The organism is Vibrio sinaloensis, from assembly GCF_000808535.1.
GTDB lineage: Bacteria > Pseudomonadota > Gammaproteobacteria > Enterobacterales > Vibrionaceae > Vibrio > Vibrio sinaloensis_D.
Genome location: NZ_JWLV01000013.1, coordinates 67,581 through 83,460, shown reverse-complemented (window position 1 = coordinate 83,460; position 15,880 = coordinate 67,581). Strand labels below are relative to the sequence as shown.

The 15,880-nt window shown below is 46.6% G+C and carries 18 protein-coding genes; 9 read left to right on the top strand and 9 right to left on the bottom strand.

Annotated elements, in window-relative coordinates; all coding sequences use genetic code 11:
• Window positions 1–14 precede the first annotated feature (14 nt).
• On the top strand, window positions 15–563 hold the full coding sequence (locus tag RJ47_RS10505) for an NAD(P)H nitroreductase (protein WP_038212861.1): 549 nt from the start codon (window positions 15–17) through the stop codon (window positions 561–563).
• Between the two features lie 41 nt (window positions 564–604).
• Here RJ47_RS10505 and RJ47_RS10500 read toward each other — a convergent pair whose 3' ends face one another.
• Entirely contained in the window at window positions 605–1,480 is an 876-nt protein-coding gene (locus tag RJ47_RS10500) for a LysR family transcriptional regulator (RefSeq protein WP_038139001.1), read from the bottom strand.
• Window positions 1,481–1,730: 250 nt separating this feature from the next.
• On the opposite strand from RJ47_RS10500, the gene RJ47_RS10495 reads away from it, so the two are divergent.
• From RJ47_RS10495 to recR, 6 genes are all read left to right on the top strand, one after another.
• Window positions 1,731–2,831 carry a response regulator gene (locus tag RJ47_RS10495; protein ID WP_039483709.1) on the top strand — a complete coding sequence of 367 codons (1,101 nt, stop codon included), beginning with the start codon at window positions 1,731–1,733 and terminating at the stop codon, window positions 2,829–2,831.
• 342 nt (window positions 2,832–3,173) lie between these two features.
• On the top strand, window positions 3,174–3,539 hold the full coding sequence (locus RJ47_RS10485) for a YbaN family protein (protein WP_043886846.1): 366 nt from the start codon (window positions 3,174–3,176) through the stop codon (window positions 3,537–3,539).
• A gap of 170 nt (window positions 3,540–3,709) precedes the next feature.
• On the top strand, window positions 3,710–4,255 hold the full coding sequence (gene apt, locus RJ47_RS10480) for an adenine phosphoribosyltransferase (protein WP_005471880.1): 546 nt from the start codon (window positions 3,710–3,712) through the stop codon (window positions 4,253–4,255).
• 28 nt (window positions 4,256–4,283) lie between these two features.
• Window positions 4,284–6,422, top strand: coding sequence for a DNA polymerase III subunit gamma/tau (gene dnaX / locus RJ47_RS10475; RefSeq protein ID WP_039483708.1), 2,139 nt, complete (start codon window positions 4,284–4,286; stop codon window positions 6,420–6,422).
• Between the two features lie 73 nt (window positions 6,423–6,495).
• On the top strand, window positions 6,496–6,825 hold the full coding sequence (locus RJ47_RS10470; RefSeq protein ID WP_006959389.1) for a YbaB/EbfC family nucleoid-associated protein: 330 nt from the start codon (window positions 6,496–6,498) through the stop codon (window positions 6,823–6,825).
• A 16-nt stretch (window positions 6,826–6,841) separates the two neighbouring features.
• Window positions 6,842–7,444, top strand: a complete 603-nt coding sequence (recR, locus tag RJ47_RS10465; protein ID WP_005471790.1) for a recombination mediator RecR — start codon at window positions 6,842–6,844, stop codon at window positions 7,442–7,444.
• A 56-nt stretch (window positions 7,445–7,500) separates the two neighbouring features.
• On the opposite strand, the gene RJ47_RS20695 is transcribed toward recR, so the two are convergent.
• From RJ47_RS20695 to RJ47_RS20835, 5 genes are all read right to left on the bottom strand, one after another.
• Window positions 7,501–8,544: a PKD domain-containing protein gene (locus tag RJ47_RS20695; RefSeq protein WP_052237935.1), complete on the bottom strand. Its 1,044-nt coding sequence runs from the start codon at window positions 8,542–8,544 to the stop codon at window positions 7,501–7,503.
• Window positions 8,545–8,559: 15 nt separating this feature from the next.
• Window positions 8,560–9,561 carry a DUF2860 family protein gene (locus RJ47_RS10455; RefSeq protein ID WP_039483707.1) on the bottom strand — a complete coding sequence of 334 codons (1,002 nt, stop codon included), beginning with the start codon at window positions 9,559–9,561 and terminating at the stop codon, window positions 8,560–8,562.
• Window positions 9,562–9,668: 107 nt separating this feature from the next.
• Window positions 9,669–11,276, bottom strand: a complete 1,608-nt coding sequence (locus tag RJ47_RS10450) for an ATP-binding protein (RefSeq protein ID WP_039483705.1) — start codon at window positions 11,274–11,276, stop codon at window positions 9,669–9,671.
• 1 nt (window position 11,277) lies between these two features.
• Window positions 11,278–11,985, bottom strand: a complete 708-nt coding sequence (locus tag RJ47_RS10445; protein WP_039483702.1) for a winged helix-turn-helix domain-containing protein — start codon at window positions 11,983–11,985, stop codon at window positions 11,278–11,280.
• Between the two features lie 145 nt (window positions 11,986–12,130).
• Entirely contained in the window at window positions 12,131–12,379 is a 249-nt protein-coding gene (locus RJ47_RS20835; RefSeq protein WP_072016683.1) for a YkgJ family cysteine cluster protein, read from the bottom strand.
• A gap of 134 nt (window positions 12,380–12,513) precedes the next feature.
• On the opposite strand from RJ47_RS20835, the gene RJ47_RS10440 reads away from it, so the two are divergent.
• Together RJ47_RS10440 and RJ47_RS10435 are read left to right on the top strand one after the other, a co-directional pair.
• Complete coding sequence (locus RJ47_RS10440) at window positions 12,514–12,951, top strand: YcgN family cysteine cluster protein (RefSeq protein ID WP_038212878.1); 438 nt, start codon at window positions 12,514–12,516, stop codon at window positions 12,949–12,951.
• A gap of 139 nt (window positions 12,952–13,090) precedes the next feature.
• Entirely contained in the window at window positions 13,091–14,764 is a 1,674-nt protein-coding gene (locus RJ47_RS10435; RefSeq protein WP_039483699.1) for a mechanosensitive ion channel family protein, read from the top strand.
• A gap of 31 nt (window positions 14,765–14,795) precedes the next feature.
• Here the strand turns inward: RJ47_RS10435 and RJ47_RS10430 are convergent, their stop codons facing one another.
• From RJ47_RS10430 to RJ47_RS10420, 3 genes are all read right to left on the bottom strand, one after another.
• Window positions 14,796–15,083: a putative quinol monooxygenase gene (locus RJ47_RS10430; RefSeq protein ID WP_039483696.1), complete on the bottom strand. Its 288-nt coding sequence runs from the start codon at window positions 15,081–15,083 to the stop codon at window positions 14,796–14,798.
• An 11-nt stretch (window positions 15,084–15,094) separates the two neighbouring features.
• The gene (locus RJ47_RS10425) at window positions 15,095–15,490 is read right to left on the bottom strand and encodes a VOC family protein (RefSeq protein WP_039483694.1); all 396 of its coding nucleotides are present in this window, start codon (window positions 15,488–15,490) and stop codon (window positions 15,095–15,097) included.
• An 81-nt stretch (window positions 15,491–15,571) separates the two neighbouring features.
• Entirely contained in the window at window positions 15,572–15,877 is a 306-nt protein-coding gene (locus RJ47_RS10420; protein WP_005471854.1) for a ribbon-helix-helix domain-containing protein, read from the bottom strand.
• Window positions 15,878–15,880: the final 3 nt, after the last annotated feature.

Below are 15,880 nucleotides of genomic sequence, written 5' to 3'. Positions count from 1 at the left end.
CTTAAGGATTTCAAATGGACGCTTTAGAACTATTGCTCAACCGTCGCTCAATTGCCAAATTGTCAGCGCCAGCTCCTGAAGGGAAAGCGCTAGAAAACATCATACGCGCCGGTTTGCGAGCACCTGATCACGCGGGCTTAACGCCGTGGAGATTTGTGATTTCACAAGGGTCTGGGCTAAACAAACTATCGGACATTCTGGTGAAAGCGGCGGTAGAAGATAAGAGTGACGACGCTGTCATTGAAAAGGTGAAAAACGCACCGTTTCGAGCTCCGATGGTGATCACTGTGATCGCGAAAGTGACCGAACATGAAAAAGTGCCCGCCTTTGAGCAACATTTGTCTGCGGGTTGTGCCGTTCAAGCAATGCAAATGGCGGCTGTTGCGCAGGGCTTTCAAGCGTTTTGGCGCTCAGGAAAATGGATGTTCCATCCAACCGTCCACAAGGCATTTGGTCTCGAGGGAGAGGATGAAATCGTCGGCTTCCTTTACCTAGGCACTCCAGGGTGTACGCCAATGAAGGTGCCAGAGCGCGACCTGAGTAAATTCGTTGAATATTTGTAATCAAATCAAAAAGAGCTTGGTCATACCAAGCTCTTTTTTTGTCAGTGGATGTTGTAGGCGATAACAAAATCGATGAACAGGCGCACTTTTTCTGGCAGGTGATCTTTATGGTTGTAAAGCATATAGATATCGCGAGGGTTTGCGCTCCAGTCTTCGAGAACTCGTACCAAACTACCGTCATCGATGAACTCTTTTAGCATCACATCAGGCATCAAGGTGATACCTAAGCCGTCACTGCAAGCGCTACGAACTACATTAAGTGCGTTAGCTTGAAAGCGGCCTTTGTCATTGTTAACCACTGTTTCACCATTTTGGTTAGACAGTTGCCACTTTAACAGTGGGGCGCCTTTTAACAGGCTGTGATTGTGCAACTCTTCTGCGTGTTTTGGTGCAGGGTTCGTTTTTAAATACTCTGGACTCGCGACCAAAATATCTTCTACCGAGTTTATTTTTCGAGCGATCAAGCTGGAATCTCGTTGAGGGCCGACTCGGAAGATTACGTCCCATTCCGTTGGATCAAGTTGTTCTGAATGGTTACTTGTTGTCAGCTCCAGATTGATATCTGGGTATTGTTTCATGAAGTCGTTAAACATTGGCATCATCATACGCTTGGTTAAGTTTGATGGCGCCGTTATACGAATCTTACCTGCAGCACCGCGACATTCATCGGAGATCTCTTCTGCGGTGAGCGTCAATCGGTCGAGTAGCGGTGAACATTCGCTGTAAAAGCGCTCTCCCGCCTCTGTCAGGGAAAGTTTACGCGCGTGCCTATTCAGTAGACGCAGGTTTAGAGAATCCTCCAAAGCCTGTATGCGTCGAGTAATCGTTGCAACAGGGATCATAGTTTTTCGGGAAGTCGCAGTGTAGCTCCCATTTTCGACCACAAGCCTGAACAAGTTGAGATCATCTAATTTCATTTTAGTAGACACATTTTTTTACGAATTTGGTTAATTTATATCTATATCAAATGTCAAAGGTTGAGACATATCAACATCTTTATCGATATTTGATATTCCATACATATAGTATGCAACCCAGAGCAAAAGTGGAAGATTTGTATAAACAGCCGTTCGTGACTACTTTTAAAGGGCGTTTGAAACAAAGGTCACTAGACCGAATAACAATAATAAACACGTTGTACTTTATAGTTGTGTGAGGCAAAGGTTTATGTATAAAACAGTTGAAGTTGCACCGAGCGATACTCCCAATATTGCCCCTGGTGAAAAACTTGTCATGTTGGTTGACGATGATCCTATCTTTCGTCGCATCACCTCGGGCTTCCTTCTATCTCAAGGATACAAAGTCGTCGAGGCTGAGAACGGATTAGACGGTTTAAGGAAGCTTAAGAGCGCAGAGCCGGATATCATCATGTGCGATCTCGCCATGCCAGTACTCGATGGCATCGAGTTTGTGGAAGAGGTGAGCTTGGAGTATCCATCGCTGCCTTTGATTGTGGTGTCTGCGACAGACGATATGGCCGATGTTGCAAAAGCGCTTCGTTACGGAATAAAGGATTTCTTGCCCAAACCGATTGGCAATTACGAGCATTTAATGTGCGCGATTGAGAATACCTTAGACGACTCGGATAATCATTTGAGTGACCAACGCGATTTTGCAAGCCAATGGTTCCGTGTTGATAGTGGGGATGTGCCCGAAGAGCAAGAGCTGCATTGGCATCTTGAGTTCTTGCAGGAAAATCGTAGTGCCGCCAAAGATTTGCTTCACGCCCTGCTTCCTGAACGGGATACCTCGCAAGGGGACTGGAAGTGCAGTTACCGCATTTTGCAGTCTACCGAAGTGATGCCTATCGTGTTTGATTACGCTTGGTTAATGAACGGACAGTTTGCGTTTTATATCGTTGATTCAGCAAGTGAAGGTGAGCACGGTGCTGCAACCACACTCTTGATTCGTGCCTTGTTCCATGACTATTTACGCAACCTCAAGTGTTTCAACGCCGATTTAAAAGACATCGCCTATTTGCTGGAGAAGGGGATCAAGTGCTCGCAATGCTCTACGCCAGTTAAAGCTTTGTTTGGCGTTGCAGACCTCTCTGAAGGGACGCTATCCATTTTACCCGCTGGTCTTGATTGCCAGTGGTCAAATGGTTATATCTCTCAACATATTCAGCCCGGGGTTACGCTTGGCGATAACTGCGTGAAGAACTTTATCACCAACGAGTTGCCGATTCAGTCTGCTTGTCAGATTGCCCTTAGTTGCTTGGGATCGAGTAGCTTTACCTTAGACATCTACCGTGGTGGCAGTGCTTAAGCGCTGCTCGCCTCAAGTCATAAAATCTTAATAACCCTTTTTTTACTCGGTGTTTCCAGAACACAGAATAGGGTATAGTCCGCCGAAACAAAAAAAGCCCATAGTGTTAACTCTTATTTCACTTGGTCTTAAATAAATCGTCACCTACATCAGAGAAGTAATCCATGGCAGACAAAGATTTTAAAGAACCTTATAATATCTTTTACTTTTTAGGTTTTATTGCAGTCCTACTTATCCCTACACTTCCAGCTACTTTGACTTGGATTCGTGTACTTAACGGATACGCGGGCTTCTAAATTTTTCTAGGGGCATGCCATCAGTATTCGCAGACTTAGCTTAAATATTGTTGGTATCCTGAGTTTGTGCCTGGGCATTCTGGGCATATTCCTACCTTTGTTACCGACCACGCCCTTCATTTTACTTTCTAGCGCTTGCTTTATGCGCAGCAGTCCTCGATTTCATCGGTGGTTGCACCAACACAAAACCTTTGGACCAATATTAGACAATTGGCATAACCACAAAGCGGTTACCACCAAGGTGAAAACCCGAGGTGCCGTTTATATTTTGCTGAGCTTCAGTTTCTCAATATGGTTTGTTCCCCATTTCTGGCTAAAAATTATGCTAGTGATCATGCTGGTGGCACTTCTGGTTTGGTTTATTCGGTTGCCTGTGATTGAGCGCCTTGCTGACGAGCAAGAAAATCACTAAGATTGCAAGGAAGCGTGCCCACCTTCGAGTGGGCGTTTGTTTTTTAGGCACAAACCTTTTAGTCAGCATGTTGAATAGATTCAGCAATGCATTGTGCAGAGAACCCACGCTATTGCTTGAAAATGCTAATTATATAAACCGACAAGCCTAGCCAATCTAAGTAATGAATTATGACAACTGAAACACTCCAACTGATCAAATCTAGTATTAAAAGCATTCAAGACTACCCGAAACCAGGCATTCTATTTCGCGATGTCACTAGCTTGATGGAAGATCCAGCGGCGTACCGCGCAACCATCAAACTTCTGGTGGAAAAGTACCAATCGATGGGATTCACTAAAGTTGTGGGCACCGAAGCACGAGGCTTCTTATTTGGCGCGCCTTTAGCACTAGAGCTTGGTGTTGGTTTCGTTCCTGTCCGTAAGCCTGGCAAACTGCCACGTGAAACTGTCGCTCAATCTTATGAACTTGAGTACGGTACTGACACACTAGAAATTCACACAGACGCGATCAAAGAAGGCGACAAAGTCCTTGTGGTTGATGACCTACTGGCAACAGGCGGCACAATCGAAGCGACGACTAAACTGATTCGTCAGCTTGGTGGTGTGGTAGAGCACGCGGCGTTTGTAATCAATCTTCCTGAAATTGGCGGAGACAAGCGTCTTGAGGGCCTAGGTCTTAATGTTTACAGCATCTGTGAATTTGAAGGTCACTAATCGGGTAAGTTATTAATAGGTTTAATTCATGAGTTATCTTGCCTTAGCGCGAAAATGGCGTCCGACAAAATTTACGGAAGTTGTCGGTCAAAGCCATGTCTTAACAGCACTCGAAAATGCGTTAGCCCAGAATCGACTGCATCACGCGTATCTATTTAGCGGTACGCGAGGGGTCGGCAAGACGACAATCGGTCGTTTGTTTGCCAAAGGGTTAAACTGTGAAACAGGCATTACCTCGACGCCATGTGGTCAATGTGCCACTTGTAAAGAAATCGATGAAGGTCGCTTTGTTGATTTGCTAGAGATTGATGCTGCGTCGCGCACAAAGGTCGAAGATACTCGTGAATTGCTGGACAACGTTCAGTACAAACCGGCTCGCGGTCGATTCAAAGTTTACCTCATCGATGAAGTTCATATGCTCTCGCGCCATAGTTTCAATGCGTTATTAAAAACGCTTGAAGAGCCACCAGAGTATGTGAAGTTTTTGCTCGCGACCACGGATCCTCAAAAACTACCAGTGACAATATTGTCTCGCTGTTTACAGTTCCATCTGAAGCCAATCAGTGTCGATACTATACATGAGCAGCTAGACCATATTTTAGCTAAAGAGCAAGTGACCAGTGAGGCTCGTGCTCTTGGTATGATCGCACACGCTGCGGATGGCAGTATGCGCGATGCACTCAGTTTGACCGATCAAGCTATCGCACTTGGCAATGGTACTGTGTTAACTGATAGCGTTGCCCACATGTTGGGAACGCTAGATACGGATCAGGCACTGCATTTACTTGAAGCCATCAGTTCCAAACAGCCACAACAAGCAATGGAGATGGTGACCCAGCTCGCGCAAAACGGGGTAGAGTGGGATGGGTTGCTGCAACAACTCGCGACCCAACTGCACCGTATGGCGATGTTCCAAGCGTTGCCTTCAACGCTAGACAAAGCGCAGCCTGACGCTGAAAAGATAGAGCTGCTTAGCCGAGCGCTCTCTCCGCAAGATGTGCAGTTGTACTACCAAATTGCGTTGAAAGGTCGTCAAGATCTGCCGTTAGCACCGTCTGAGCGAATTGGCTTAGAGATGGTTGTGCTGCGCATGATGGCATTTAGCCCCGCTTCTCAGCCGCAAGCAAACGCGATTTCAACCGCACCTGAGGTCAGCCCTGCGCCAGTTGCTAGTGCGCCGCAGGCAACGTCACAACCTCAACCTGCTCCGGCTTCCCAAAGCGCGATGACTGAGCAAAGCCCCTCAGCGCCAATGCCGCACACTCAGCCATCGGTGCCAGATCAAGGTTATGACGCTCCACCTCCGGGCTATATGAATGAGCCTGTGCAATACGATGCGCCGCCAATGTATGATGATGCTCTAATGCAAGGGCATGCTCCCTCTCAAGGCGCGCCTCAACAGCGTCCACCTGCACAGTCAGAGCAGCCGCCTACGAGCAGAGGAACATCACCGATAAGCGGATTGCGCCATCAACTGCGATCTCAGCGTAAAGGTTTGACACCAAATCCTGACGCATCAGGAAACGCGCCAAAAAAGGCTAGAGCGACATCTGCTAAACCAGATTCTGTGCTCGACCGTGTTGCTCAAAAGCACGGTGGAGCATCGCAGGTGTCGCCTTTGTCAAACCCACAATCGACTGCAACACCTGTAGAAGAGAATGAGCCTTATCGCTGGAAGCCAACTCTGCCGCAAAAAGAGCAGCAGAAAACTGAGCTTACACCGACACAGTTAAAGAAAGCCCTAGAGCATGAAAAAACACCAGAAATGATACAGAAGCTGGTGGTTGAGAGCTTAGAGCAAAGTGACTGGGCGTCATTGATCAGCAAGTTAGAGACCGCCAAGCTGACCGAGCAGCTCGCGCTGAACTCGCATTTTGAGCGCAGTGGTTCTTCTATTTCATTAACGCTAAGACCAGAGCAGGCGCACCTGAACACCGACCGCGCGCAGAGCGAACTGCTTCAGGCGCTCAATAGCGTATTGGGTGAAGAGTGCCACTTGAGCGTGGAAGTGGGCGATAAGGGGGAAACCCCGTTAGAATTAAGAGACAAACTTTATCAGGGTAAATTGCAGCAAGCATTCACCAGCCTAGAAAATGATGAACACGTTCGCTTTATCGAGCGACGTTTCGCGGCTGAACTTGATAAAGAGAGTGTACGACCAATTTAATTGTCGGGGTTGAAAGCGATTGAGTTCAGCCCCATCTAATAACGAAACAAGCTAACTAACCAGAGAGATAAACATGTTTGGTAAAGGCGGTATGGGCAATCTAATGAAGCAAGCCCAGCAAATGCAAGAGCGTATGCAAAAGCTTCAAGAAGAAATCGCAAATATGGAAGTGACCGGTGAGTCTGGTGCTGGCCTTGTGAAAGTGACGATTACTGGTAGTCACAGTGTGCGTCGTGTTGAAATCGATGAAAGCTTGATGGAAGACGACAAAGAGATGCTTGAAGATCTTATCGCTGCTGCATTTAACGATGCTGCTCGCCGCGTTGAAGAAACTCAAAAAGAGAAAATGGCTGGCGTAACTGGCGGTATGCAATTACCACCAGGTATGAAAATGCCGTTCTAATCGACAAGGTTAGTTAATGCGTACCAGTCATATGCTGGAACAATTGATGGAGGCCTTACGTTGTCTACCTGGGGTTGGCCCCAAGTCGGCGCAGCGTATGGCCTTTCATTTGTTACAGCGAGATAGAAAAGGTGGCTTGCAACTGGCGGATGCCCTAAGCCAGTCAATGACCGAAATTGGCCACTGTAGCGAATGTCGTACTTTCACAGAAGAGGAAGTGTGTCATATCTGTACCAATCCGAAGCGGCAAGAAAATGGCCAGCTTTGTGTGGTTGAAAGCCCTGCTGATATTGCAGCAGTGGAAGCAACGGGGCAGTATTCCGGACGTTACTTTGTCTTGATGGGGCACTTGTCGCCGTTAGATGGTATCGGACCGAGCGATATTGGTCTTGATGTGTTGGACTATCGTTTACGCCGTGGTGATATTAGCGAAGTAATTTTGGCGACAAATCCCACCGTTGAAGGCGAAGCAACAGCACACTACATTGCTGAGCTATGTAAAGAAAGCCAAGTATCGGCAAGCCGTATTGCTCACGGGGTTCCTGTCGGGGGCGAGCTCGAACTGGTAGACGGTACAACGTTATCCCACTCGTTGTTAGGTCGACAAAAGTTAAGTTGATAAAGCGATGCCATGAGCATCGCTTTTTTGTTGTGAGCCACTTTACGTCTATAGGCTTAGTGTCTAAAGCGCTCTATTTCTTGAGTCACTGTAGGGCTAATCATCAGGCGGCTTTCACCATTTTGGCTTGCAAGTAAAAATCGATTCAAAACGCTATCGCGACTGGTATCTGAAGCGAAGAGGCGTTTACCTTCAAGCCGCTTGTTGGCATTGACCGTGACGCAAGAGTTAGATTTCTCTCCATCCAGTAAGCACACATCCATCGTTTGTTGAGCGAAGCTCTCCATCAAGGTCCATCGGATCTGCTCGGTAAGCGGCGCACTGCTTTTAACGTTAATGTTAACCTCATAGCTATCGGTTAACGCTGCCCATAGTGAGTCTATCGCCTTACGCAGTTCGGTCGGTGTGGCTTGATTGGGCTCGATTAGGGTGACTGTCGCAATACCATTTTCACTCGACCAGTCAACGGCAAACGTCGGTTGATCATCTCGCACTGGTTGCCCGCGTTGATTATGCTCGCTTGCCATTTCACGTTTTAGGGTATCGATGAGTTGTTGCCATTCTGATTCATTGGCGACGTCTGCTGCTTTTACCCAGTAGGCTTGGTAGATTCGGTGCCACTGCTGCTCGACGTCATACTGATCGGCAAAACGATGGAACACTGAATCCCACATCAACTGGTAGTCATCAAGGTAAGTTGATGTTGATCGAGCGTTGACCAACACTTGCTGCTCTCTAAGAATGATTTTGACCCTATCAGTATTGGTTCTTCCGATACTGTCTTTTGCATACAGTTCAAACTCGTAAGTGCCTGCAATGGTTGGATTGATCAGTGTTGCGGTTAAGCTGTCACCGTTCAAAATAGCAAGTTGCTGAGGACCTGAGATCTGGCTCCATCGCGTCGTTTTAATCTTGTAGAGGTGTTTGGGGTAAGTTTTGGCTGAGCCTCTTAAGGTGACACTAGCCTGCGGAAGCGTGTGCAACTGATCCGAGCCTGCGTTCACAGTGGGTTTAGTGTATTTTTCAGTATCGCTTGCATCATCGACACAGCCGAATGTGAACAGCACTAACGCAATACTCAGTACTTTCAAGTAGTTCATCGTGTTATTCCTTGGTTAAAAGCTGTAGCTAATGCCCGTTGAAAGAAAGGTATTTTCGCTATCGTAGAAGTTGATGTCGGAGTCCTGTTTTTGATAACCCGCCATCACATGCAACTGAGTACCTTGCCAGCCAAAGAGTTGCTGATAGCTATAAACAGAAAAGACGCCGACAGTGTTCTGATCTTGTTTTTGATTGAATACGGGGTTCTCTTTGTCAAAGGCGCTACTGCTATTTCGAATTGTGGTGGTAATACTATGTTGACGCAGACTTAAAATGACGGACAGTTGCGCGCTGAACTGTTCGAAGTCGTGTGCATCGCCCTTCGCATCTCTAACTGTGTAGTAAAGTGCAGGTGCCAGAATCAGACTTGGATGAAGGGGGAAAGTTAATTCGGTCCCAAAGCGGTGATATTGGCTATCTCTAGCAAGTTGATCACGCTGCACGGGCGAGAGGCTAAGTGACAAACCAATATCATCTTGATCTATGTCGCTGGTAGCGTACGCATATTTCACAGACACAGGGAAAGGAGCATTGAAGTCTAGTGAGAGGCGGCCTCCCGATACGCGTTGGTCGGTCGTTTGTCTGTCTTGATTGGTTAGATATGGGTCTTCCCACACCTCATCCATTCCGGGTAAGTTGCCAAATAGAGCGCCAGTTGCCACAAGGTTTTTCGTGATTTTTTGGGAGACTCCTAGCTCGGCCTGAAACTGTGCTTGCGTGATTTGCTCTTCGCTATTTCCCAAGTAGATCAATGTATTGCCAAAACTGTATTGTAAGCGACCAAGAATAAATGGCGCGGCTTGAGCGATGCGTTCACCTTCATCATCTAGACTTGCAGTGCTGGCATTGTCATCGTGGGTGCTGGATTGCGACTGGTTTTGACTCCATCCGGCATTGATGCTGAGAGTGCCGCTGAATCCGGGAGTAAATGCGTCGGTTTGTGCGAGACTACTCATGGGCAAGAGTGCGAGCAGCGTGCAGCATGACCAACGATATAGAGTGAAGCGAGAAATCATGTGACGTCCTTTTAATTAGCAATAAAGTAATGCGAATTAAAATTACCATTCACCCTACTTATGGGTCGTTGACGAATCGTGGACAGTTTGTGTCCATTTTTGTCACATTAAGATGATTTGGACGGTTGCATCGTAAAAGACTGAGGCCACTGAATGATAAATTTAGCGCCACCGAGTGATGAGTCGTCAACGAGTACTTGTCCACTGTGCCAATGGGCGATTTGTTTGACGATCGCTAAGCCTAACCCATGTCCTTTCCCACTGCCACGCTCTTGGTTTTCAAGTTGTGCAAAAGGTTCGAAAACGCGTTCTACATCCGTTTTCGCGATTCCAACCCCATCGTCTTCGACACAAATGACGTAGTGCTTATGCTGGCACTGAAAACTGAGCGTGATGGTTGTGGCAGCGTAACGACTGGCATTACTCAGAAGATTTTTGACCGCCCGCATCAGTCCGTTTTGGTCAATGAATACCTGTTGCTGTTGCAGATCTTGCGACACCTCAAGGTTGATGATCAAGTTGGGATGCTCAAGGGTGAAGTGTTCGACTTCTTGCTTTAAGCAGTCGGCGAAATGGCACTGTGAGAATTGGTTAATATCTGCGACTCGATTGTAGCGGGCCAACACTAAATTCTGATTGATGAGATGGTCGAGATCTTCAATGCTCGAGTCGATAGTACGGCGATATTTTTCCCTCTGAGCTGCCGATGTTTGTTCGTCATCCAGCATTTCGAGGGCAAAGCGCAATCGGTACAGAGGCGTGCGCAAATCGTGGGCGATGGCATTGGTCAGCTCTCTTTGGCCTGCGATTAAATTCTCGATATTGTCTGCCATTTTGTTGAATGAAAAGCTAAGTTGGGATGCGACCGTCATTTTGCATTCTTTTGCTCGTCGTGACAGATGCCCACGCCCAAATTCATTGGCAGTAGCGACAAGCTGTTTTAAGTCGCGCCACAACGGGAAGATCCACAGTACCAGAGCAAGTGAGATCAATAAGAAAAACAGAACGCCAATGGCTGAGGTTAACTTCAGCTGAGTGGTTTGCGATAGGTCGTCTTGTACATGTAGCCATAGCCCAGGCTCAATGGCGGCGAGTAACTCAACTTGTCCCATGTTGTTCACGTAGCTCACGGGGCCATTGATGGTTTGTTTAAGAGCAGACAGGGCGTCATCGGATAATTCAGACTGTGTTTTTAACCGAATTGAGAAGGGAATCAACTGATTTTGCCTTGCCAGATCGGCATCCCATTCTTCCTTCGGGAGTGACCGAAGATGCTCTGCGGCAAGAAATAACGTCCCTCTAGCTTGGTTAAGAACCGCAAGCTCTGTGGATTCATTGAGGGCAAAATAGATGACTCTATCGCTAGAAGCGACACGTTGAATCAGTGCCATAGGGTCACCGTAAAGAAAGGATACTTGCCCATTTTTCAGTGATTCATGCAGTGATTGATCAAACTCGTAGTCAGACAATGAGTCGAGTTTTAATGGGTAGGCGAACTCAGTGGCATAGCGCTGAATGGTGATGTCCCACTGCTCGTTGGGTTGGTTAAGCAGTTTGTTTGACAGCAGCTCAAAATTAACCGAGTAGATCTGCTGATAAAAGTGTTCTGAGAAGGCTTCGTTGAGCCGCTGAATCGGGTTGATTTTCGTGGGAATGATGAGCAGGACAATCGGCACAAAAACCACTAGCCACAAAATAGAAAACGCTCGAATCATATCAAGCCCCTAGTGATGTCATGCAGAGTTGGTATCCAACGCCGCGGATTGTTTTTATCAATTCAGGTTGGTTTGGATCGTCATTGAGCGAACGCCGTAATCGAGAGATTCGTCTGTCAATCGAGCGGTCTAAACCATCATACTCAAACCCTCTAATGTGCTGCGCAATGTCATCTCTTGAGACCACCTCACCAACATTCTTGGCTAATAAAAGCAGTAATTCGAATTCGGATGTCGTGAGTTTGATGGCTTGCTGATTGAGTTCGACACTACGATGCTGCAAGTTGATCGCTAAATCACCAAAGCGAAGCTCGTGCTTAGAGGAAAACTTCCGCTCTTGGCGACGAAGCAGCGCTCTGATTCGCGATAAGAGCAGCCTTGGTTTTACTTGTTTTACGATGTAATCGTCGGCACCCAACTCGAGCCCCATCACTTGATCAATATCGTCATCTAGTGCGGTTTGCATCAATATCATTCCCGTATATCCAGAACGAATCGCTCGGCATACATCCATGCCACTTTGACCAGGTAACATGACATCAAGGATCACGAGATCGGGCTGTTGGCTAAGAATGGTATCCACGGCGCGAATGCCGTCACCGACGATGCTGACGCTGAATTCGTAGTTTTGTAAGAAGTCTTGAATCAACTCTGCGAGTTCATTGTCATCTTCAACTAGGATGATGTGAAAAGTAGGAGTGATGGTCATAGTTCCGCAACAGTGAATCTGTGGTGTGGGAACTATAACCTGAATGAATGACCACCAGTGTGACCGATTGTGACGAAGAGAAAAACTTGTGATGAGTTTTATAAAATAAATGCAAAGGGCAGATGTAACTCGAGCGTGGGTGTTTTTAGGTCAGGCTCTCTAACTCTGCAATATTGTTCAGTGCTTGCTGATTGGTTTTTCCGCACACTACCGGACAAGGCTTAAACTCATGGCAGACTTTGGGACGTTCTGGCTTACCAAACAATTTACACAGATTGTCGTCATTCAATTGGATACACCGAACCCCAGCAGGCTTGCCATTGGGCATTCCCGGGATAAAAGAAGAGATACTGGGCGCAATACAGCACGCGCCGCAACCTAAGCGACAATCCATCAAACTGACCTCGAAATTTGCAAGAGCGGGATATTAGCAAAAAAGCCAAGCGTGATCAGCTCAAACTTTGCCCTTGAATTTTGGAAGTCTAAACGGTATAAATCGCACCCCTGTTTGATAACGAAGTAACACCAATGAGCGCACCATTTTGGCAAACAAAAAAACTAGAGCAGATGACCGAACAAGAGTGGGAGTCTCTTTGCGATGGTTGTGGTAAATGCTGCCTACACAAGCTCATGGATGAAGATACCGATGAAATCTATTACACCAATGTTGCGTGCAGTTTGTTAAATAGTAAGACATGCTCGTGTAAAGATTACCCAAATCGCTTCAATTACGATGAAGAGTGTACCAAGCTGACTCAAGACGATATTGAAGACTTCACGTGGCTTCCTCATACCTGCGCGTATCGTTTGCTCGCCGAAGGGCAGAACTTGCCTGAGTGGCATCCATTGATTACAGGCTCTAAATCGGCCATGCATGCGGCAGGGGAAAGTGTGCGCAACAAAGTGGTCTATGAGATAGAAGTGGTCAATTGGGAGGACCACATCTTAAATCATCCTAACCGTTAATCTCTTTGAAACAGCCGCATTATGCGGCTGTTTTTCTATTTGCTGTTCTTTAACGTTCAGCACGCATTTCTTTTTCTGTTTGTGGTGTACACTTACTGCTATCTACAAAAGAAACAAAGACTTATTGTTTGAGGTTGTCATGCGATTGCTTTCTCACCGTTGTTTAGGGTTACCAAAAGGTATTGTGTTTGTGCTACTGGCGGCCATGCTGAGTTTCTCGGCGTTTGCTGCGCAAGAAGTGACAGAGCCGGTTAAGTCTGAAGCTCAGTTGAACATCGAAACCATCAACTCGGACTTAAAAGATCTCTCCGATGCGCTAATGAATGCCAGTGGCGAAGAAAAAGACGCGTTGCAGCTTAAGCTTTTCCAGAAAAATGAGGATTTAAGAAGCGCTTTATCTGCGGCCATCAATCGAGACTCGATTCCGAAGAATGAGCTCGTTAGACAAGTTGAGATGCAGCAAAAGTATTCCCAAAATGCATCAGTTTTTTTGGAAGAGAAAATCAAAACGCTATCAGAAAAAATCAACACAGCCAAAGAAGAAGAACGGCTGACGTTACTCAATGACTACCAAGAGTTGCAGCATTATCTCGATACCATCATTGAAGCCAACTGGCAGAATATTCAGTGGTTGAAGCAGTTGGGTGTTGATGAAACGCTCGCTGAACAGACGTTTAGTGAGTTAGTGAGTAAACGCTTACGCTTGATATCTGCGTCTGTCGAGTACTTCAATCAGCAGGTGAGTGTCGTTGGCAAGCAGTTAACGGTGAGCCCTGAATCTGAAAAGTCGTCGCTTCAATTGACTCAGTTGGTGATTAAGCAACGCATGAACATCGCGGTCGACAGCTTAAACTCGCTTATCTCGATCGCTGATCAGTTGAATATCGATACGTCTGAGTACAAGCGATTGATCTTTGAGGTGACGGGCAGCATTACCCAGGATTTACTCGACGGGCAAGTCTTGTTGTCGATTCTGTCTAATTGGTCGACCAATATTTGGGATTGGATTGCCAACAACGCGCCTCAGCACCTGTTCCAACTGTTTGTGTTTGCACTACTGATTTTAGCGACCAGCATGGTGGCGAAATTGACTCGCAAAGTCGTGAGTAAAACGGTGATCTCGAAGAATTTAAAACTCTCTCAGTTGATGCAAGAGTTCTTTATTAACATGTCGGGTAACATCGTATGGGTGATTGGTATTCTGGTTTCGCTGTCACAAGTCGGCTTGAACCTTGCGCCAGTGTTAACCGGTTTTGGTATTGCTGGGGTAATTATCGGTTTTGCATTACAAGATACGCTATCCAATTTTGCGGCGGGCATGATGCTGCTGATTTATCGCCCATTTGATGTTGGCGATTTCGTGTTTGCGGGTGGTGTGGATGGTAAGGTGAGCCATATGAGTTTGGTCAATACGACGATTAAAACGTTCGACAACCAAATCATCATCATTCCTAACAGCAAAATTTGGGGGGATGTGATTAAGAACGTGACTCATGAGCGTGTTCGTCGCGTCGATATGGTATTTGGGATCGGTTACAGTGATGACTTGCTCAAAGCAGAACAAGTATTGACTGATATCGTCACCTCGCACCCATTGGTCTTACGTTCACCTGAGCCGAACATTAAAGTGCACACCTTGAATACTTCATCCGTCGATTTTATTGTCCGCCCTTGGGTAAAAACGGACGATTACTGGGATGTCTATTGGGACGTCACTAAGGAAGTGAAACTGCGCTTTGACCAAGAAGGAATTTCCATTCCGTTCCCACAGCAAGATGTTCATTTGCATATGGTGAAAGAGCAAGAGGGATAAACAATAAGAGCGCCACTTAGGGCGCTCTTTGTTATTCGATTTCTTCGAAGAAAGTAATGACGGGTTCACCTTTCAAGACGCCATCAAGCTGGCCGAGTAAGTTTTGCAAATAGGGTTGCTGGCTATGAAAGTCGAAAGCTTCTTGGTCGGCGAATTGTTCTTGAAAAACAAAACGGCCTGCTACGTTTGTATCTTTAAATAAACGGTAAGACACACAGCCTGGCTCATTACGAGTGGGTTCAATTAGCGCTGTTAATAGCGTCTGTAAATCTTGCTCGGCGCCATCTTTGGCGTCAAAAGTCGCGGTTAAATGGATCATAGTCATACTCTTTAAAGATAACGCCCTTGGCGCTGCAAAAACTCGATTTTGTATCCGTCTGGATCGGTGATGAAAAAGAAGGTCGCAAGGTGAGTGCCATTGTGATCGAGCGCTTTGACATCCGATGCGTCAATGCCCAGAGCTTTAATGCGTTTGTGTGCTTGCTCAATATCTTCGACACTTACCGCTAAATGCCCATATCCAGTGCCATGACTGTAGGGTTCTTCTTGGCCGTGGTTGTGCGTCAGCTCTAGCTCGAACCCGGTTTCCGCATTTGCCAAGTAGGTTAAGCTAAAGTCATCGAACATAAACTGGTCTTTGATTTCAAGCTCTAAGGCTTGGCGATAAAAAACGATTGAGCGGGCAAGGTCGCTAACCCTGACCATGGAGTGAATGAGTTTTGTCATAACTGCCTCTTACTTCTGATTTGGGTAGAATACGGGCAGCGAAAACAGATTAGGTAGTACTAGAGTACGACACGGCCATTTTTACGCGAACTCATGCAGTTGCTGTTTTACCTCTTCCATTACATTATTTGGTTGGCGCAGGTAAATGAGGCACGCGCAGCGAAGTAGCGAAGTGAAGTTGCTAATCTCACCGTTGTGCTGCAAGGCTTCGTTGTGAATAGAGCTAATAAAGCGAGGGAGTGACATCTCTTGCTTTGCAGCGATCTCTTCGAGGATTTGCCAAAAGCTGGCCTCAAGTTTAATGCTGGTGGCGTGGCCATCAATGCGAATGGAGCGAGCGACCGTTTGGTAGTTTTCTTGTGGCTGTTGGGAGAATATTTCACACATGTT